The organism is Pseudomonas sp. Leaf59 (assembly GCF_920984685.1).
Taxonomy (GTDB): domain Bacteria; phylum Pseudomonadota; class Gammaproteobacteria; order Pseudomonadales; family Pseudomonadaceae; genus Aquipseudomonas.
In genome coordinates this window covers 95145-112677 of record NZ_CAKLBR010000012.1, presented here as the reverse complement: position 1 = coordinate 112677, position 17533 = coordinate 95145, and the positions used below count along the sequence as shown (strand labels likewise).

The following is a 17533-nucleotide window of genomic DNA, read 5'->3' as shown; positions in this document are numbered from 1 at the left end:
ATATAGCATCGCAATGGCGCAGTTTAAACGGATGAGACGGTTTTTGCGGCAGTGGCGCAGGAATTTTGCGCCTCACACCTCAACCGCGCTCGGACGGCACCGACGACAACTCGAACGGGCTGCTGCTGCGGCGCTGGTTGCGGTCTTCACGGGGGGTGGCGCCGAAGAAGTTGCGGTAGGCGCTGGAGAAGTGCGGCCCCGAGGAAAAGCCGCACGACAGGCCGATCTGGATGATCGACTTGCTGGTTTGCATGAGCATCTGGCGCGCCTTGTTCAGGCGCAATTCCAGGTAATACTGGCTGGGAACACGGTTGAGGTATTGCTTGAAGATCCGTTCCAGTTGTCGTCGCGACACGCACACGTGCTGGGCGATTTCATCGGTGGTCAGCGGTTCTTCGATATTGGCTTCCATCAGCAGTACAGCCTGGGTCAGCTTCGGATGGCTGGAGCCCAGGCGGTTTTGCAGCGGAATACGCTGGCGCTCGCCGCCTTCGCGGATGCGCTCCACCACCAGTTCTTCGGAGACGGCACCGGCCAGCTCGGCGCCGTGGTCGCGGGCCAGCACCGCCAGCAGCAGGTCGAGCACCGACATGCCGCCGCAGGCCGTCAGCCGGTCGCGGTCCCAGTCGAACAGGTGGCTGGTGGCAATGACCTTGGGGAAGCGCTCGGCAAAGTCGTCCTGCCAGCGCCAGTGCACGGCGGCACGGTAGCCGTCGAGCAGGCCGAGCTGGGCCAGCGGGTACACACCGGCCGACAGGCCACCGATCACGCAGCCGGCGCGCACCAGTTGCTTGAGCGCGCTGCTGAGCTGGGACGCGATGACGGTGGGCGGCTCGTCCGCCAGCAGAAACAATTTCTGAAAGCCTTCGAGCTTGCCCGCCCACGGCTCGCCCGGCAGTTGCCAGGCGCCATGGATCGGCGGCTCGGCGTGCAGAAACGACAGTTCGTAAATCACCTCCGGATGCACCCGCTGAGCAACGCGCAAAGCCTCCTCAGCCAGCGCAAGCGTCAGTGCCTTGGTGCTGGGCCAGATGAGAAAACCAATTTTGTGGGCGGTCATTGAGGCTATCCGAAACGAAGAACGGTAATGAAGACAAGGGCCAATGCTAGCCCGTAAACCAACACAAATCTCAAAAACTGATGAAGATCAATGTGGGAGGGGGCTTGCTCCCGATGGCGGTATGGCAGAGACACACGTGTTGACTGACACACCGCAATCGGGAGCAAGCCCCCTCCCACATAAAACAAAAGCAATTCCAGGCCGTGAGGACTATTTCAGGCTGCCGGACAGGAACTGCTGCAAGCGCTCGGACTGCGGGTTCACCAGCACTTCGCGCGGGTTGCCGCGCTCCTCGACGATGCCTTTGTGCAGGAACACCAGCTGGTTCGACACCTCACGGGCAAAGCCCATTTCGTGGGTCACCACCACCATGGTGCGGCCTTCCTGGGCCAGGTCCTGCATCACCTTGAGCACATCGCCCACCAGCTCCGGGTCGAGCGCCGAGGTGGGTTCGTCGAACAGCATCACCTCCGGTTCCATCGCCAGGGCGCGGGCAATCGCCACGCGCTGCTGCTCGCCACCGGACATGTGGCCGGGGAAGGCATCCTTGCGATGGCCTACGCCGACCTTGGCCAGGTAGTGCTCGGCCTTTTCGCGGGCGTCTTTTTTCGACACGCCGAGCACATGCACCGGGGCTTCCATCACGTTTTCCAGCGCGGTCATGTGCGACCACAGGTTGAAATGCTGGAACACCATGGACAGCCGTGAACGCATGCGCTGCAACTGTTTGGGGTCGGCGGCGCGCAGGGCGCCGTCCTTGGTGGCCACCAGGTTCAGCTCTTCGTTGTTGAGCAGAATCTTGCCGGCGTGGGGCTGCTCCAGCAGGTTGATGCAGCGCAAAAAGGTGCTTTTGCCTGAACCGCTGGAGCCGATGATGCTGATCACATCACCGGCCGCGGCGGCCAGGGACACGCCCTTGAGCACTTCATGACTGCCATAGCGTTTATGCAGGTCTTGGACTTCAAGCTTGTACATGCGGTCGGTTCTCACAAAAACAGGTGGTCAGTCGTTGAGCAAGCGCCCGTGACGCAGCGCTTCGCGCCCCGCCACCTTGGCCAGCCAGAAACCCGCTTGGGCATAACGCAGCCGTTCAACGGCGAACAACACCCCCGAGGTGCCCGCACAAATGGTGCTGACGCGGTCGTTGACGGGGTCGATCACTTCAAAAATTTCATCGCCGGCGTCTACCCGCTCACCGGCTTTACGCAGGTAACTGATCACCCCGGCGTGGGGCGCGAACAGCAACTCGGTGCCTTCGAAGGGCACGCCCTCACAGGCCTCGTACTGCGGCGCGGGCCATTCGCCCCTGATCAGCCCCTGCTCGGCGAGAAACGCGAGGATGCCTTCGGCGTGGAAGATGGCTTCGTCACGCCCGGTATCGGCCTGGCCGCCCAGCTCCAGGGTGGTCGCCAGGCACGCCAGCGGGATCTGCGCCTCGGGGAACGCCCGCGACAACCGCAGCCACGGCAACGAACAGGCCTCGTCGAACGAGCTGCCGCCGGAATCTTCCGCCAGCAGACCGACCTTCACATTCAAATGCGCCGCCAGCGAACGCCACTGCGGCCAGTGCTGGGGCAATGCGTACATGTGCAGCGCGGCTTCGGCGTCGCAATGCAGGTCGAGGACGATGTCGGCAGTGCAGGCATGGCTCAGCAGTACGCGCTGCATGCCCTGCAACTGGCTGCCGGGTTCGGGCAAGGCGTTGAGCGCGTCGCTCATGGCCTGGCGAATCAGACGCACATTGGCATGGGGATCATCGCCAAGCTTGCCGTGCAGCAACTGCGTCACCGGCTCGCTGAGTTCGACGAAATCACGGTTGAAATTCTTGCCGCTGCCGACTTCGAAACGGCCCTGGTGGCTGCCTTGCAACAGCTGGCCCAGGCCCATCGGGTTGGCCACCGGCACCAGCTCGATCACCCCGTTCAGGGCGCCTTGCTGTTCCAGTTCGGTGAGGCGTTTTTTCAGCTCCCAGGCGGCGCGCATGCCGGGCAGTTCATCGGCGTGCAGGCTGGCCTGGATATAGGCCTTGCGCTCGCCGCTGCCAAAGCGAAACACGCTCAGTTGGCGCTCGCAGCCCAGGTGGCCCCAGGGCAACAGGTGATCGATACGTTCCATATCAGTGCTTCCGTGGAGCCAGGTAGCTCAGCCAGCGGCGCTCGGCCAACTTGAACAGGCGCACCAGGATGAAGGTCAGGCACAGGTAGAACACGCCGGCGGTGATGTAGGCTTCGAACGGCAGGTAATACTGCGCGTTCACCGTGCGTGCGGCACCGGTGATGTCGATCAGCGTGACGATGGAGGCCAGGCTCGTGGTCTGCAGCATCATGATCACTTCGTTGCTGTATTGCGGCAGCGCACGGCGCAAGGCCGACGGCAACAGGATGCGGCGGTACAGCTTATAGCGCGACATGCCCATGGCCTTGGCCGCTTCGATCTCGCCATTGGGCGTGGCCTTGAGACTGCCGGCGATGATCTCGGCGGTGTAGGCGCTGGTGTTGATCGCAAAGGCCAGGCACGCGCAGAACGTGGCGCTCGACAGCCACGGCCAGAGAACGCTTTCGCGTACCGCTTCGAACTGGGCCAGGCCGTAGTAGATCAAAAACAGCTGCACCAGCATCGGCGTGCCGCGAATCACGTAGGTATAGAGCCAGGCGATGCCGTTGACGATCGGCTGTTTGGACACGCGCATCAGGCCCAGGGGCAAGGCAGCGAGCAGGCCGAAGAACAGCGAAATGGCGAGCAGTTTGAGGGTGGTCAGCAGGCCGCCGAGGTACAGCGGCATGGCCTCCCAGATGACGTTGTAGTCGAAGATCATAGATCGGCCGCCCTTACGCCTACCGAGTAGCGCTTCTCGAGGTAACGCAAGGCCAGCAACGACACACTGGTGATCACCAGGTACATCGCCGCCACTGCGAGGAAGAAGGTAAAAGGCTCACGGGTGGCGTCGGCCGCCTGTTTGGCCTTGAACATCATGTCTTGCAGGCCCACCACTGAAATCAGCGCGGTGGCCTTGGTGAGCACCAGCCAGTTGTTGGTAAACCCGGGGATCGCCAGCCGAATCATCTGCGGCACCATCACCCGGAAAAACACCTGGAAAGCGCTCATGCCATACGCCAGGCCGGCCTCGGCCTGCCCCTTGGGAATGGCCATGAAGGCGCCGCGGAAAGTTTCCGACAGGTAGGCGCCAAAGATGAAACCCAGGGTGCCGATGCCGGCGGCCATGGGGTTCAAGTCGATATAGTCGTCAAAGCCGAGCATCGGCGCGACGCGGTTGAGCAGGTCCTGACCGCCGTAGAAAATCAGCAGGATCAACACCAGGTCGGGGATCCCGCGGATCACCGTGGAGTACAAGTCACCCAGCCAGGCCAGCCAGCGCACCGGCGACAGGCGCAGCGCGACCCCGATCAGACCCAGAACAATGGCCAAGGCCATCGACGACAAGGCGAGCTGAAGCGTCAACCATGCGCCATCGAGGATAACGGCCCCGTAGCCTTTCAACATGATTCAGGTCCTCGAAAAGGGGGATGAAAAAATGGCGCAAACTTCAGAATGCTCTGTTGCTTGCGCCATTGGGGACGGACAGCTACGACGGTTTACTTGGTTTCAGGACCGTAAATGTCGAAGTTGAAGTACTTTTTCTCGATGGCCTGGTACTTGCCGTTGGCACGGATCGCGGCAATGGCTGCGTTGATGCGGTCCAGGTTTTCCTTGTCGCCTTTACGTACCGCGATGCCTACGCCGTCGCCGAAGTATTTGACGTCGGTGAAGGCCGGGCCCACGAACGCGTAGCCTTTGCCGGCGTCGGTCTTGAGGAAACCGTCTTCGAGCAGGGTGGCGTCGGCGACGGTGCCGTCGAGGCGACCGGCGGCCACGTCCAGGTAGATTTCGTTCTGGGTGCTGTAACCCTTGATGTCGGCACCTTTTGGCGCCAGCACTTCACGGGCGAAACGGTCGTGGATCGAGCCACGCTGTACGCCGATCTTCTTGCCCTTGAGTTCGTCCAGGCTGTCACTGACGGTGGTGCCTTCCTTCAATACCAGGCGCGCCGGGGTCAGGTAGTAGCGGTTGGTGAAGTCCACGGACTTCTTGCGGTCGTCAGTGATGGACATGGACGACAGAATCGCGTCGATCTTGCGCACTTTCAGCGCAGGGATCAGGCCGTCGAATTCCTGCTCGACCCAGGTGCACCTGACCTGCATCTCTTCGCACAGGGCGTTGCCGATGTCGTAGTCAAAGCCGACGATGCTGCCATCCGGCGCCTTGGAGGCAAACGGAGGGTAAGCCGCTTCGATACCAATCTTCAGAGGCTTGCCTTCAGCGAAAGCCTGCATCGACAACACGGACAGCGCCAGGGCGCCCAACAGCACGAGTTTCTTCATCATGGGACTCCATCGGTATAGGGCAAAACAGCAGTATGAGCCATGGCCCACGATGCGGCGAATAGCGGCGCTGCGTCCGTGCTCAGGCACAGCCTGCGACGACGAGCGAGTGATCGGCATTCTAACGACAGGCCGGAAGCCGATATTTCTTCAATGCGACAACAATTTACAGAAGCACTGAGAAAGCGGTTCCAGCACATTGACAGCCTCTGATTTTTATGCAGAGACAAAAGATATTAAACCTGTTGATGCTGCAAATTGCGGGCCTATTATTCGCAAACCCTTCTGGCACGGCAAGTGTGGTGTTAAATCTTATTTCAAAGGGGGATGGGGGTGCGGCTTTTTGGAGCGAGGGTGTAGGGGGATGCCTCATGTTTGGTCGGCGGGTTACACATTTGCGCCGGGCGGTAACGCCAGGAAGTCGGTCACTGCAGAAGTGGATATTTATTGGTAATAGAGATTGGCCCTGCAAATGTGACTCAAAAAATGTGGGAGGGAGTTGCTGCCGAGGGCGGTGTGTCAGCCACAGAGGTTTGACTGATACGCCGCCATCGGGAGCAAGCCCCCTCCCACATTGGAGTTTCTGTGTTGGCCGAGCCTTACGCGGCGTTCATGGTCTTGTGCGTTTCGATCAATTGCGCCACCACACCCGGATCAGCCAGGGTGGAGATGTCGCCCAGCCCGTCGTACTCAGCCGTGGCAATCTTGCGCAGGATGCGCCGCATGATTTTCCCCGAACGCGTCTTCGGCAAGCCCGGCGCCCACTGGATCACGTCCGGCGAGGCAATCGGGCCGATCTCCTTGCGCACCCAGTTCTTCAGCTCCAGGCGCAGCGCTTCGTTCGGCTCTTCGCCATTTTTAAGGGTGACGTACACATAGATGCCCTGCCCCTTGATGTCGTGCGGCACGCCCACCACCGCCGCTTCCGCGACTTTCGGGTGCGCCACCATGGCACTTTCAATCTCCGCCGTGCCCATGCGGTGGCCGGACACGTTCAGCACGTCGTCCACCCGCCCGGTGATCCAGTAGTAGCCGTCCTCGTCACGCCGCGCACCGTCACCGGTGAAGTACATGCCACGGAAGGTCTTGAAGTAGGTGTCTACAAACCGGTCATGGTCACCAAACAGCGTACGCGCCTGGCCCGGCCAGGAATCGAGGATCACCAGATTGCCTTCGGCGGCGCCTTCAATCAGGTTGCCCAGGTTATCCACCAACGCCGGCACCACGCCAAAGAACGGCCGCGCCGCCGAACCCGGCTTGAGCGCATGGGCGCCCGGCAGCGGGCTCATCATGTTGCCGCCGGTTTCGGTCTGCCACCAGGTGTCGACAATCGGGCAACGGGATTGGCCGACGTTCTTGTAGTACCAGTCCCACGCTTCCGGGTTGATCGGCTCACCCACCGAACCGAGCAGACGCAGGCTGCTGCCGTCGGCGCCTTCGCAGGCAGCGGTGCCCGAGGCCATCATTGCGCGGATTGCGGTCGGTGCGGTGTAGAGGATATTGACCTTGTGCTTGTCGACGATCTTCGCCACCCGGGTGATGTCCGGGTAGTTCGGCACGCCCTCGAACAGCAAAGTGGTCGCGCCATTGGCCAGCGGGCCGTAGACGATGTAGGTGTGGCCGGTGACCCAGCCAACGTCGGCGGTGCACCAGTAGATTTCGCCCGGACGGTAGTCGAACACGCGCTCATGGGTGAGCGCCGCGTACAACAGGTAGCCGCCGGTGGTGTGCTGCACGCCCTTGGGCTTGCCGGTGGAGCCGGAGGTATAAAGGATGAACAGCGCTTCTTCAGCGCCCATCTCTTTGGGCGCACACACGGTGCCGGCCACTTTCATCAGGTCTTCGTACCAGATGTCGCGATGCTGGTTCCACTTGATCGCGCCATTGGTGCGCTTGCACACGATGACCTTCTGGATGCTGCTGGTTTCCGGGTTGGTCAGCGCGTCGTCGACGTTGGCCTTGAGCGGAATCTTCTTACCGGCTCGGATGCCTTCGTCGGCGGTGATCACCACTTTCGACTTACAGTCGATGATGCGACCGGCCAGGGCTTCCGGGGAAAAACCACCGAACACCACCGAGTGGATCGCGCCGATGCGGGTACAGGCCAGCATGGCGACCACGGCTTCGGGGATCATCGGCATGTAGATGGTCACCACGTCGCCACGGTGCACGTCCTGGCCACGCAGGGCGTTGGCGAACTTGCAGACCTGCTCATGCAGCTCGCGGTAAGTGATGTTGCGGCTCTCGGCAGGGTCATCGCCCTCCCAGATGATCGCGATCTGGTCGCCACGCTCGGCGAGGTGACGGTCCAGGCAATTGTAGGAAACGTTCAAGGTGCCATCGGCGAACCACTTGATGTCGACATGGTGATCGTCGAACGAAGTCTGCTTCACCGTGGTGAAAGGCTTGATCCAGTCCAGACGCTGGGCTTGCTCGCGCCAGAAGCCATCGGGATTGACCACCGACTGCTGGTACATCGCCTTGTAGGTCGCCTCGTCGGTCAGCGTGTTGGCTGCTACTTCGGGACGAACGGGGTACAGGGAAGCCGCACTCATCTTTCTTACCTCGGTGACATAGTTGTTGTTGTATGGCCCCGTTGTAGCCGGGCCAGACCTATAGAACCATTCGACGATGGTAGTAACAAGACCCTACAAATTGCCCCGCCATAGCCCTTGCTGCTCTGGCCCGCGCCCCGTGGCGCTTTGCGACGTACTGAAAAAACCCTGATCGGCCGATTGTTACAAAAACCACCAAAAGTGTTTATCAAAAGCACGGGTATATGAACAACGCCCGCACGCCTAAAATCAACTCCGCCAACAAGGCACCGCGATTAACAACGCAACAGCCCCCACCCAGGCCACGTTAATCCGAACGTCCCAACTCTCAAGTGACACGCGTGGCCTCACAAGGGCCTCGTGACCCCTCTCGCCCTGAAAAAGGTAGACAGACCCGATGAAAGCTTTATTGATAATGACCCTCAGCAGCCTGTGCGCCACCGCCGCCCTGGCCGACGAGGCCCCCACCGAACTGGCCGGCCGCGACGCGCCGATTGTTGAAGATTACAGCTACAGCACCCACCTCGATGTCGCCAAGGTGGTGCACATGAGCAACGTTCCCGATGTATGCCGCGTGGTACCGGTGCAAATGGAATATGACGATTCCCAGGGTCAGCGGCATATTCTCAAGTACCACGTGATGGGCGGCGGTTGCTCCAACGGATAAGCGGATTCTTGCTCGCCGCAGGACAGCGTTCTTGCGGCCAAGAGCCATCTGCTGACTGGAATGCGATTCAGGCGCTGCCCCCAATCCCATTGTGGGAGCGGGCTTGCTCGCGAAGGCGATAGCCGCCACACCACCACAATCCTCGCCAAATACCCTCCCCCCGGCATCAACACCCCCCCCCACCGCCCCTCAAAAATTTCCAGCCTCGCTAACCCCCTGTAAATCCTCGCCTTAGCCCAAATACCCGCCTGCCTGCGCCCCCACCGTGACCATCCGCCACAACACAAAGCCGATTTTTTCCCTATAATGCGCGGGTAAATCGGGCCTGCAATATCCCCTTACACAGGGACGAAGAGCCAGACCTGAGGCATCGCCAGGGCAAGCACCTGCACCTGCGCCCCTCAAGCCTCACGCAGCACCCGTTAGCCCATTCCGTTTTTTTGCCTGCGCGAGCTGTTGCAACAAACGATTCCTTAAGATCCACCGCGGCCCGAGGGCCGTGTGAACACCCAACCATCCGGTTTCACACGGGCACCTTTGCGCCCTCACGCAGGAGACGACACGTCATGCTGAGCTGGGACGAATTCGACAAAGAAGAAGACGGCGAAGTCGCCACCAAAGGCGCCAATGCCGGCCACGCCACCGAAGCCAACATGGACCGCCTCGACGGTGCCGGCGCCGCAGCCGCCATCGAAGCCCGCGCCGTTACCGCCAGTGACTCCGCCGCCATCGTGCGCGCCAAGGCAGCGCTGGACAAACTCGACGTCGCCGAAGGCCTCGCCGAACTCGAAGGCTCCGCCGCCCGCGTCGCCGTCGACGAAAAGCGCATGATCAACTGCCGCGCCGACCTCAACCAGCTCGTGCCTTTCAAATACGACTGGGCCTGGCAAAAGTACCTCGACGGCTGCGCCAACCACTGGATGCCGCAAGAGGTCAACATGACCGCCGACATCGCCCTGTGGAAAACCCCCGAAGGCCTTACCGACGACGAACGCCGCATCGTCATGCGCAACCTCGGCTTCTTCTCCACCGCCGACTCGCTGGTCGCCAACAACCTGGTGCTGGCCGTGTACCGCCTGATCACCAACCCGGAATGCCGCCAGTACATCCTGCGCCAGGCCTTCGAAGAAGCGATCCACACCCACGCCTACCAATACTGCATCGAATCCCTGGCCATGGATGAAGGCGAGATCTTCAACATGTACCACGAGATTCCGTCGGTTGCCAAAAAGGCTGCCTGGGGCCTCAAGTACACCCGCTCGATCTCCGATCCGAAGTTCGAAACCGGCACCGTCGACACCGACAAAGAGCTGCTGCGCAACCTGGTCGCCTATTACTGCGTATTGGAAGGCATCTTCTTCTACTGCGGCTTCACCCAGATCCTGTCCATGGGCCGCCGCAACAAGATGACCGGCGTGGCGGAACAGTTCCAGTACATCCTGCGTGACGAGTCGATGCACCTGAACTTCGGTATCGACGTGATCAACCAGATCAAAATCGAAAACCCGCATTTGTGGGACGCCGAGATGAAGGAAGAAGCGACCCAGATGATTCTGCAGGGGACGCAGCTGGAGATTGAATACGCGCGGGATACCATGCCGCGTGGGGTGCTGGGGATGAATGCGGCGATGATGGAGGATTACCTCAAGTTCATCGCTAACCGCCGTCTGTCGCAGATCGGCTTGAAGGAAGAGTATCCAGGGACTACTAACCCGTTTCCGTGGATGAGCGAAATCATGGATTTGAAGAAAGAGAAAAACTTCTTCGAAACCCGCGTGATTGAGTATCAGACGGGTGGGGCGTTGAGCTGGGATTGATTCCTTAGCCAAGCAACACTATGAGCCCTGATCAACTCAGGGCTTTTTTATGCCCGATGAATTCTCCCGCAAACACGTCATGGTGGCGAAAGCTCATTCAACCTTTCCGAACGAAGCAGCGAATTTACTAACGACGACGACCACCGATCCCGTCCAGCTTGTAGGAAATTTCCTAGACGCACTAATGGCTACTTAGTATCGTCCGAGGGTTTTCTACACTCGGCGGCTGTATGGATAGTACGAAAGACAAAACGGATTGGAGCGACGCGGAGCTGGCAGCGGCGGTCGAGGCTTATCTAAAGATGTGGACCTGGGAAAAGACCGGGCAACCCTTCAACAAAGCCTTCGAGAACCGTCTTCTGCGCGAGGGCCCGGTTGCCGGTCGCGCAAAAGGCTCCATCGAATTCCGTATGCAAAATATCTCCACCGTACTCGTCCAAATGGGTTGGGACCGTATCGAAGGCTATAAGCCAGCCAAAAACGTAGGCTCAGGCGTAGAGCAGCGCATCCGTCATGCCCTCGCTGCACAGGGTATCTTTGAGTCCGAAGACGCTGCCCAAACCGCCGATGAGCAAACGCTCATCCGCCGCGCAGCCAAACTTCAGCAACAACCCTTCCCGACGCTGCCGGACGGCATCGTCCAACCGCAGAAAGTGTCCACCGTCAGCGCAGCCTTTGTGCGTGACCCAAAGGTTCGCGCTTGGGTACTGAAGCAAGCCAACGGAATCTGCGAAGGCTGCGGTTCAAATGCGCCTTTCGAGGTCGACGGCCAGCCATTTCTTGAAGTACATCACGTCAAGCACCTCGCCCAGAAGGGTTCGGATCGCATCTCCAATGCTGTAGCCTTGTGCCCCAATTGCCATCAGCGTTGTCACCGGTCGAGCGACCGGGATGCTTTCACTGAAGCGCTTTACGCCAAAGTCGGAAGATTGGCACGGGAGTAAACTCCTGCGGTCACACCTGATGCACCATTCAACATATTCGATAGGACCGAGGCCAACCCGTGAACCCAGACATGCTCGAAGCCGGCCCCGCTGACGCCAAAGTACTCTCTGTCTTTGACTTCGACGGCACCCTCACCCACCACGACAGTTTCGTGCCCTTTCTCAAGTTCGCTTTCGGCACGGGTGCGTTCTATGGCCGCATCGTGAAGCTGGCGGTGCCGGGGCTGCGCTTTCTGGTGCGGCAGATCAGTCGGGACGAGTTGAAGGCGCAGTTGATCCGCACCTTTATGGCCGGGGTGGAGAAGACGTGGGTGCAGCGCAAGGCCGAGGAGTATTGCCAGCGCAATTGGGCGCGGTTGATGCGCCCGGCGGGTGTGTTGTCGGTGGAGCAGGAGTTGGGCTCGGGGGCGGTGGTGACGCTGTGTTCGGCGTCACCGGCGTTGGTGTTGCAGCCGTTTGCCGATCGGCTGGGGATCCGCTTGATCGGGACCGAGCTTGAGGTGGTGGATGGCGTGCTGACCGGCAAGCTCACGGGGAATAATTGCCGCTGCGAGAACAAGGTGCTGCGCCTTGAAGCCGTGTATGGGGACCTGGGGGCCTATCGGCTCAGGGCCTGGGGCGACACGCGCGGGGATCGCGAGTTGCTGGCGGCGGCGCAGGATGCGCATTTTCGGCATTTTCATGCGAAAAAGAAGCGGCGGCCGCGGTTGCAGCGTTGATGCGCGAGGTGGGGGTTGGCGGTGGACCGAGGCGATCCCATCGCTGCCTCGCGGGGCTCGACAGCTCTTATCAAACACAAAATAACTTTTTGATTTAAAACCTGAAATTCCAGACAGCCACATTCCTGTGGCGAGCAGGCTTGTCCTGCGTTGGGCTGCGCAGCAGCCCCAAAACCGTGCGCCGGGCAGCGTCAGTTACACCGTGTTTCCCTTGATTGGGGGCGCTGCGCCCCCCAACGCGGGGCAAGCCCGCTCGCCACATAGGCTCCAGTTTGCTGCGCGACAGCGTTAAGTCGAAGACTTGGCGGAGCCTCCCACATTTTTGCTCTGCGTCAGTCTGATAGTTGCGTAGTATCGGGCCATCCCTCTCACGGACCCGAGCCCCCATGAAGTTCGATACGGCCTATAGCCTGAGTCTCGATGACAAGCTGTCGATCTACGACGTGCGAGACCTGAATTTCGACGAAACCGCCGCCTACGATTCCGACAAGGACAGCTTCCTGTGCCCCAACGATGCATGCCGGGCGGCGTTCGAGGCGGGCAATACGCTGGCCACGTTCAACGCGAAAAACGTCAACTACCTGCGCACGCCGCACTTCAAGAACAGGACCGGCACCCAGCATATCGACGGCTGTCGCTATGCCAGCCTGCACAAGGCCGCGAGCGGAGAAAGCGACGACGCGCGCGAGGATAATTTCCCCTCGGAATTTGTATTGACCCGCCGTAGCTACCCGCGCAAAACGCCAGCGGCCGGCAGCCAGGGGCAGGCCTTGCCTGAGCCTGCGAACCCGTCCGCCAGCCGCGTCAGCCTGCCCGTGAGTTCAAGCGACACCACCCCGGACAAGACCAGCGTGTTCGCCCACCCGGTGGAATGTTACGTGTCGAACATCGACGACAAGGAACGGCTCAAGGCGATGCCGCTGAAGATCGGCGAGCACACCGCGACCTATTGGACGTTTTTCAAGAAGATCGAATACCTGCAGGACAACAAGGGCCTGATCTACTGGGGCAAGATCAAGGCCATCAAGGACTACACCAGCAGCTTTCGCATCGACTTCGACAAGAAGGTGTGGCTCGACAAAAAACCGTATTCGGTCAACGTGTACCTGAGCAAAAAACTCATCGAGAACTACCGCAAGCGCACGGCGTTCCTGGAGCAGATCAAGGCGGCGGCGAGCAGTGAGCGGGCGTTGTACTGCTTCTTCTACGGCGTGACGCCGGAGCTGAAACAGGTGCCGAGCAAAAAGAACCCCGAGCAGACGTTCGGGGTGTTCAGCGCGAATATCGAGAACCTGGATCATCTGATTATTCGCGAAGCGCCGGGGCTGCAGACGCTTTAAGCAGTCGCGCGTGCACACGGCGCATTTGCCCAATAGATGAACGGCGCAAACAACTGTACAAAAAACCAGTATAGTTTGCCTTCCCGTCGAATCCTGGAGAAACCCCATGTCCTCTCTGGCAATGAGCTCGTTCGTAGACCAGCAGATCGTCCTGCACCAATTCACCGCCAAACACAGCGTACAGGCCCGTGCCATGCTGGGCTGGAGCCACGAAGACCTGGCCCGCCAGGCCGGGGTTTCGGTGGCGTCGGTGCAACAGTTTGAAAGCCGCACGCAGGTGGACGATGAGGTGCGCCTGGCGCTGGCGTTTCGGTTGGAGGCTGAAGGCCTGGTGTTCTTCCCGGGGTTTGCGCCGGGGTGGGGGATGAGTGTGCGCCGGTTTGATACCGCCGCGCCCGAGCCGGCCGCCCCAGGCATTCTCTCGCGGTTCATGGGTTCAACAGCGTCATCAATTGACTCATCAACCCCTCAACCGAATGGTGTGTAGTATCCAATCGAATAACCGGACACTTCAGCGGTTTCAACCAGCGTTCATGCCGACACGCACTGCACAGGCGGTGGTTGCTGCCATGGTAGCGCGCGGCCCAGGCCAGGAATGCCGTGCTGTCAGCATGGCGGCTGCCGCCTTCCAGTATCTGGTCACCGTAGCGCCGCACTTCCCGCAGGCGCAGGCGGTGCAGTCGGGTTTGCGGGCTCAGGCTCTGGAATATCACCTGGGTAAACCAGGAGATCATCGAATCGCCCCAGCCACAGAGTGATCCGGATAGCCCCCCCTTCATGGCCGTGCCGTGATCAGGTCGCACTCCCCTGCCGCTTGTAGCAACGCTGAAACACCTTGAAAAGTCATTTTCCAAAGGTGTCCGCGCCTCAGCTTGAGACGCGCGCCTGCGCACCTTGAGTCTCAACCTCCAGCCACCAAGCGTGCCCGCGTTCCGGTTGATTCAGGCTGAACGCCTGCCCCATTGGCGGCGTGGTAATCGACACGTTGCGCTCCCAGGCCAGGGCCATGATGCGGTCGAAGGGTTCGTGCCAGGCGTGGAACGCCAGATCGAATGTGCCGTTGTGAATCGGCAGCAGCCAGCGGCCCCTGAGGTCGATGTGGGCCTGCAGGGTTTGCTCCGGTTGCATGTGCACGTGGGGCCAGTCGACGTTATAGGCGCCGGTTTCCATCAGCGTCAGGTCGAACGGGCCGTACTGCTCGCCGATACGTTTGAAGCCGTCGAAATAGCCGGTGTCGCCACTGAAGAAAATGCGCCGCGCAGCATCGATCATCACCCACGAACACCACAGGGTCTGGTTGCTGTCAAACAGCCCGCGCCCGGAAAAGTGCTGGGCGGGCGTGGCCACGAAACGAATGCCCTCCACCTCCGTTCCTTCCCACCAGTCCAGTTGCCGCACTTTGCTGGCGTCCACTCCCCATTTAACCAGCGTGTCGCCCACGCCGAGCGGTGCCAGAAAGTAACGGGTCTTGTCGGCCAGTTGGATGACAGCCTTGCGGTCCAGATGGTCGTAATGGTTGTGAGACAGAATCACCGCCTCCAGCGGCGGCAGCGCTGCAAGGCTGATGGGCGGCTGATGAAACCGCTTGGGCCCGGCCCAACTGAAAGGCGATGCGCGCTCGGCAAACACCGGGTCGGTGAGCCAGAACTTGCCGCGCATTTTCAGCAACACGGTGGAGTGTCCCAGGCGAAACACGCTGTGATCGGGCGCGGCCAGCAGTTGCTCACGCGTCAAGGGTTGCACCGGGATCTCGCCCACCGGCCGTGTGTTGCGCGGTTTGTGGAACAGCATCTTCCAGAAGATGCCCAGGGTTTTGCCAAACCCGCCGTGGGGCACCCGGGTGCCGTTGCTGAACTGCCCCTGTGCCTGCTCGGCAGGCGCGGTGTCTTGGGATGAGGTGGTGGCCATTACAACAAAGCTCCTGCGAACTGCGGGAAAATTACACTGCACAGTGTAGTTTCAAGATTGCAACAAAACCCGGAGCAAGTAAACTGCCGAGTGTAATTTCTCTCGGAGCCCATCGCCCGCCATGACTGCCCCCCAACGCCTCACCGACCGCAAGCGCGAAGCCATTGTGGCGGCGGCCATCGCCGAGTTTCGCGCCAATGGGTTCGAGGTCACCAGCATGGACAGGATTGCCGCCACCGCCGGCGTCTCCAAGCGCACGGTGTACAACCACTTCCCCAGCAAAGAGGAGCTGTTCGCCGAGATCCTCCATCAACTCTGGGCCAGCAGCGTCGCGCAACTCGACATCAGCTACGCCGGCGACCGCCCGTTGCGTGAGCAACTGCGCGGCTTGCTCGCCGCCAAGATGCAGATGATGTCGGACGCCAACTTCCTCGACCTGGCGCGCGTGGCGATCGCCGCCACCATCCATTCGCCGGAGCGCGCGCAGGATATGGTCAACCGCCTGAGCTCACGCGAAGAAGGCTTTACCCAATGGGTGCGCGCCGCGCGTGACGATGGCCGCCTCAGTTGCACCGACCCGGCGTTCGCCGCGCACCAGATCCAAAGCCTGCTCAAGGCCTTCGCGTTCTGGCCGCAGATCACCCTCGGCCAACCCACCCTGGAAGCGGCCGAACAGGCCCGCGTGATCGAGTCGGCCATCGACCTGTTCCTCGCGGGCTACGAAGTCCGCTCCACGCCCCTCACTGGCACTGTGCCATAAGCGACATCGACGGTCGCTTTTGGCGCATTCGTCACCCGATTTGTGCAAATGGCCTCCAAGGCCACTGATTATTCCCTTACAAATAACTGACAATATTCCCGGTCATTATCCGATCAACGGTTGATCCAGCGAACGCGCACCGCCGTACCTGTAAAAAATCAGCTGGGCCAGGAATTTATGGAAAACAGACGAGGCAAAGGACTTTCATTTGCCAGGCGTATCTACCAGCCAAGGATCATCGGCCTGGTTGTCGGCAGCATCAGTGTCACCGGTGCGTTATACCCGCTGGCCATGCCGGGTTGGGTGTGGGCGTTTCTGCTGTTCAACGGGTTCATATGGGGGCATGCGGCGTACCAGTTATCGACACGTTCGCAATTTCCCTACCAGGCCGAACAGCGCAACTTCCTGTACGACTCGGTGTTCGGCGGCTTCTGGGTCGCCGCCGTGCAATTCACACCGCTGACCACCGTGACCATCCTGTCGATGATCACCATGAACAATGTCGCGGCCGGCGGCAAGCGTCTGTTCCTGCGCGGCCTGCTGGCCCAGGGCGTCGGCATCGCAGTGGCGTGGGCGCTGTTCGGTGTGCGCTTGAACCCCGATGTCAGCCGGCTTCAGGTCTACAGCTGCCTGCCGATGTTGACGCTCTACCCCATGGCCATCGGCATGGTCTGTTACCAATTGGCAATCAAACTGTCGGAACACAAACGCGCGCTCGGTGCCCTGAGCCGCACTGACAGCCTCACTGGCCTGCTCAACCACGGCTCCTGGAAAGACCTGCTGCACCTCAAGTTCCACGAGTGCCAGCAACAGCGCAGCCACGCCACCATTGCGCTGATCGATATCGACCACTTCAAGCAGATCAATGACACCCACGGCCACATCGTTGGCGATACAGTGCTGCGCGAGCTAAGCCTGGAACTGCGACGCAAGCTGCGGGAAAAGGACCTGGCCGGGCGTTACGGCGGCGATGAGTTCTGTGTGATTCTTCCGCAAATGCCGTTGGCTGACGCCGCGCAGATCATGGAACGCATGCGCGAGACCTTCAGCAATTACCGTCACCCGCAGATTCCCGAATTAAGGGTCAGCCTGAGCATCGGCCTGGCGGATTTCCAGCCCTTCTTCAGCGATGCCTCGATGTGGCTGAATGCGGCGGACCGCGCGCTGTACGACGCCAAGGACACCGGACGCAACCGGGTCAAGGTCAGCGACCAGGTGATTGCCCATTTCGCCTGAAGTCGTCGTACGACACCTCGTCAGAATCTTCTTTCATCGCGCTCCGGCGACAGCATAATGCCACTATCGGTCACCTGCCCAAAAAAGGTCCTGCCCCTGGGGCGAACTAGTTGTCAGCCTGATCACTCATAAGCCCGTTCCACCTTCT

The 17533-nt window shown here is 60.5% G+C and carries 17 protein-coding genes; 8 read left to right on the top strand and 9 right to left on the bottom strand.

The window, feature by feature from the left end:
* Positions 1 to 79 precede the first annotated feature (79 nt).
* The 7 genes from LUB09_RS14810 to acs form a co-directional block, all read right to left on the bottom strand.
* A complete protein-coding gene (locus LUB09_RS14810; protein WP_057010051.1) occupies positions 80 to 1060 on the bottom strand; it encodes a GlxA family transcriptional regulator in 981 nt (326 codons plus the stop codon).
* Positions 1061 to 1270: 210 nt separating this feature from the next.
* Entirely contained in the window at positions 1271 to 2035 is a 765-nt protein-coding gene (locus LUB09_RS14805; protein ID WP_231422917.1) for an ABC transporter ATP-binding protein, read from the bottom strand.
* Positions 2036 to 2062: 27 nt separating this feature from the next.
* Positions 2063 to 3175, bottom strand: a complete 1113-nt coding sequence (locus LUB09_RS14800; RefSeq protein ID WP_231422916.1) for a succinylglutamate desuccinylase/aspartoacylase family protein — start codon at positions 3173 to 3175, stop codon at positions 2063 to 2065.
* A gap of 1 nt (position 3176) precedes the next feature.
* Entirely contained in the window at positions 3177 to 3875 is a 699-nt protein-coding gene (locus LUB09_RS14795) for an ABC transporter permease (RefSeq protein WP_209984023.1), read from the bottom strand.
* Positions 3872 to 4561, bottom strand: a complete 690-nt coding sequence (locus tag LUB09_RS14790) for an ABC transporter permease (RefSeq protein WP_057010047.1) — start codon at positions 4559 to 4561, stop codon at positions 3872 to 3874. Before LUB09_RS14790 ends, LUB09_RS14795 begins: the two co-directional genes overlap by 4 nt.
* A gap of 92 nt (positions 4562 to 4653) precedes the next feature.
* Positions 4654 to 5439, bottom strand: coding sequence for an ABC transporter substrate-binding protein (locus LUB09_RS14785; protein ID WP_231422927.1), 786 nt, complete (start codon positions 5437 to 5439; stop codon positions 4654 to 4656).
* Between the two features lie 599 nt (positions 5440 to 6038).
* The gene (gene acs / locus LUB09_RS14780) at positions 6039 to 7994 is read right to left on the bottom strand and encodes an acetate--CoA ligase (RefSeq protein ID WP_209984025.1); all 1956 of its coding nucleotides are present in this window, start codon (positions 7992 to 7994) and stop codon (positions 6039 to 6041) included.
* 397 nt (positions 7995 to 8391) lie between these two features.
* Here acs and LUB09_RS14775 point away from each other — a divergent pair, with 397 nt between their 5' ends.
* The 6 genes from LUB09_RS14775 (at position 8392) to LUB09_RS14750 (ending at position 13968) form a co-directional block, all read left to right on the top strand.
* Positions 8392 to 8661 (top strand): DUF2790 domain-containing protein, encoded by a 270-nt coding sequence (locus LUB09_RS14775; RefSeq protein WP_231422915.1) that lies wholly within the window; start codon positions 8392 to 8394, stop codon positions 8659 to 8661.
* 566 nt (positions 8662 to 9227) lie between these two features.
* A complete protein-coding gene (locus LUB09_RS14770) occupies positions 9228 to 10478 on the top strand; it encodes a ribonucleotide-diphosphate reductase subunit beta (protein ID WP_209984029.1) in 1251 nt (416 codons plus the stop codon).
* 230 nt (positions 10479 to 10708) lie between these two features.
* Positions 10709 to 11422, top strand: a complete 714-nt coding sequence (locus LUB09_RS14765) for an HNH endonuclease (RefSeq protein WP_231422914.1) — start codon at positions 10709 to 10711, stop codon at positions 11420 to 11422.
* A gap of 71 nt (positions 11423 to 11493) precedes the next feature.
* Positions 11494 to 12141 (top strand): HAD-IB family hydrolase, encoded by a 648-nt coding sequence (locus tag LUB09_RS14760; protein ID WP_003237904.1) that lies wholly within the window; start codon positions 11494 to 11496, stop codon positions 12139 to 12141.
* 386 nt (positions 12142 to 12527) lie between these two features.
* The gene (locus LUB09_RS14755) at positions 12528 to 13481 is read left to right on the top strand and encodes a hypothetical protein (protein WP_231422913.1); all 954 of its coding nucleotides are present in this window, start codon (positions 12528 to 12530) and stop codon (positions 13479 to 13481) included.
* 106 nt (positions 13482 to 13587) lie between these two features.
* Positions 13588 to 13968, top strand: a complete 381-nt coding sequence (locus LUB09_RS14750; protein WP_231422912.1) for a helix-turn-helix domain-containing protein — start codon at positions 13588 to 13590, stop codon at positions 13966 to 13968.
* Here the strand turns inward: LUB09_RS14750 and LUB09_RS14745 are convergent.
* Both LUB09_RS14745 and LUB09_RS14740 read right to left on the bottom strand, forming a co-directional pair.
* Entirely contained in the window at positions 13910 to 14215 is a 306-nt protein-coding gene (locus tag LUB09_RS14745) for a hypothetical protein (protein WP_231422911.1), read from the bottom strand. The genes LUB09_RS14750 and LUB09_RS14745 overlap by 59 nt on opposite strands.
* Positions 14216 to 14348: 133 nt before the next feature.
* The gene (locus LUB09_RS14740) at positions 14349 to 15389 is read right to left on the bottom strand and encodes an MBL fold metallo-hydrolase (protein ID WP_231422910.1); all 1041 of its coding nucleotides are present in this window, start codon (positions 15387 to 15389) and stop codon (positions 14349 to 14351) included.
* Between the two features lie 121 nt (positions 15390 to 15510).
* Here LUB09_RS14740 and LUB09_RS14735 point away from each other — a divergent pair, with 121 nt between their 5' ends.
* On the top strand, positions 15511 to 16149 hold the full coding sequence (locus tag LUB09_RS14735; protein WP_231422909.1) for a TetR/AcrR family transcriptional regulator: 639 nt from the start codon (positions 15511 to 15513) through the stop codon (positions 16147 to 16149).
* Positions 16150 to 16326: 177 nt separating this feature from the next.
* Positions 16327 to 17385: a diguanylate cyclase gene (locus tag LUB09_RS14730; protein ID WP_231422908.1), complete on the top strand. Its 1059-nt coding sequence runs from the start codon at positions 16327 to 16329 to the stop codon at positions 17383 to 17385.
* Positions 17386 to 17533: the final 148 nt, after the last annotated feature.

Excerpts from the sequence above, each read along its gene's own strand:
- LUB09_RS14735 (WP_231422909.1), top strand. The coding sequence starts at position 15,511 with ATGACTGCCCCCCAACGCCTCACCGACCGCAAGCGCGAAGCCATTGTG.
- acs (WP_209984025.1), bottom strand. The coding sequence starts at position 7,994 with ATGAGTGCGGCTTCCCTGTACCCCGTTCGTCCCGAAGTAGCAGCCAAC.
- LUB09_RS14755 (WP_231422913.1), top strand. The coding sequence starts at position 12,528 with ATGAAGTTCGATACGGCCTATAGCCTGAGTCTCGATGACAAGCTGTCG.
- LUB09_RS14740 (WP_231422910.1), bottom strand. The coding sequence starts at position 15,389 with ATGGCCACCACCTCATCCCAAGACACCGCGCCTGCCGAGCAGGCACAG.
- LUB09_RS14785 (WP_231422927.1), bottom strand. The coding sequence starts at position 5,439 with ATGAAGAAACTCGTGCTGTTGGGCGCCCTGGCGCTGTCCGTGTTGTCG.
- LUB09_RS14750 (WP_231422912.1), top strand. The coding sequence starts at position 13,588 with ATGTCCTCTCTGGCAATGAGCTCGTTCGTAGACCAGCAGATCGTCCTG.
- LUB09_RS14760 (WP_003237904.1), top strand. The coding sequence starts at position 11,494 with ATGCTCGAAGCCGGCCCCGCTGACGCCAAAGTACTCTCTGTCTTTGAC.
- LUB09_RS14805 (WP_231422917.1), bottom strand. The coding sequence starts at position 2,035 with ATGTACAAGCTTGAAGTCCAAGACCTGCATAAACGCTATGGCAGTCAT.
- LUB09_RS14765 (WP_231422914.1), top strand. The coding sequence starts at position 10,709 with ATGGATAGTACGAAAGACAAAACGGATTGGAGCGACGCGGAGCTGGCA.
- LUB09_RS14795 (WP_209984023.1), bottom strand. The coding sequence starts at position 3,875 with ATGATCTTCGACTACAACGTCATCTGGGAGGCCATGCCGCTGTACCTC.
- LUB09_RS14810 (WP_057010051.1), bottom strand. The coding sequence starts at position 1,060 with ATGACCGCCCACAAAATTGGTTTTCTCATCTGGCCCAGCACCAAGGCA.
- LUB09_RS14800 (WP_231422916.1), bottom strand. The coding sequence starts at position 3,175 with ATGGAACGTATCGATCACCTGTTGCCCTGGGGCCACCTGGGCTGCGAG.
- LUB09_RS14745 (WP_231422911.1), bottom strand. The coding sequence starts at position 14,215 with ATGATCTCCTGGTTTACCCAGGTGATATTCCAGAGCCTGAGCCCGCAA.
- LUB09_RS14730 (WP_231422908.1), top strand. The coding sequence starts at position 16,327 with ATGGAAAACAGACGAGGCAAAGGACTTTCATTTGCCAGGCGTATCTAC.
- LUB09_RS14790 (WP_057010047.1), bottom strand. The coding sequence starts at position 4,561 with ATGTTGAAAGGCTACGGGGCCGTTATCCTCGATGGCGCATGGTTGACG.
- LUB09_RS14775 (WP_231422915.1), top strand. The coding sequence starts at position 8,392 with ATGAAAGCTTTATTGATAATGACCCTCAGCAGCCTGTGCGCCACCGCC.
- LUB09_RS14770 (WP_209984029.1), top strand. The coding sequence starts at position 9,228 with ATGCTGAGCTGGGACGAATTCGACAAAGAAGAAGACGGCGAAGTCGCC.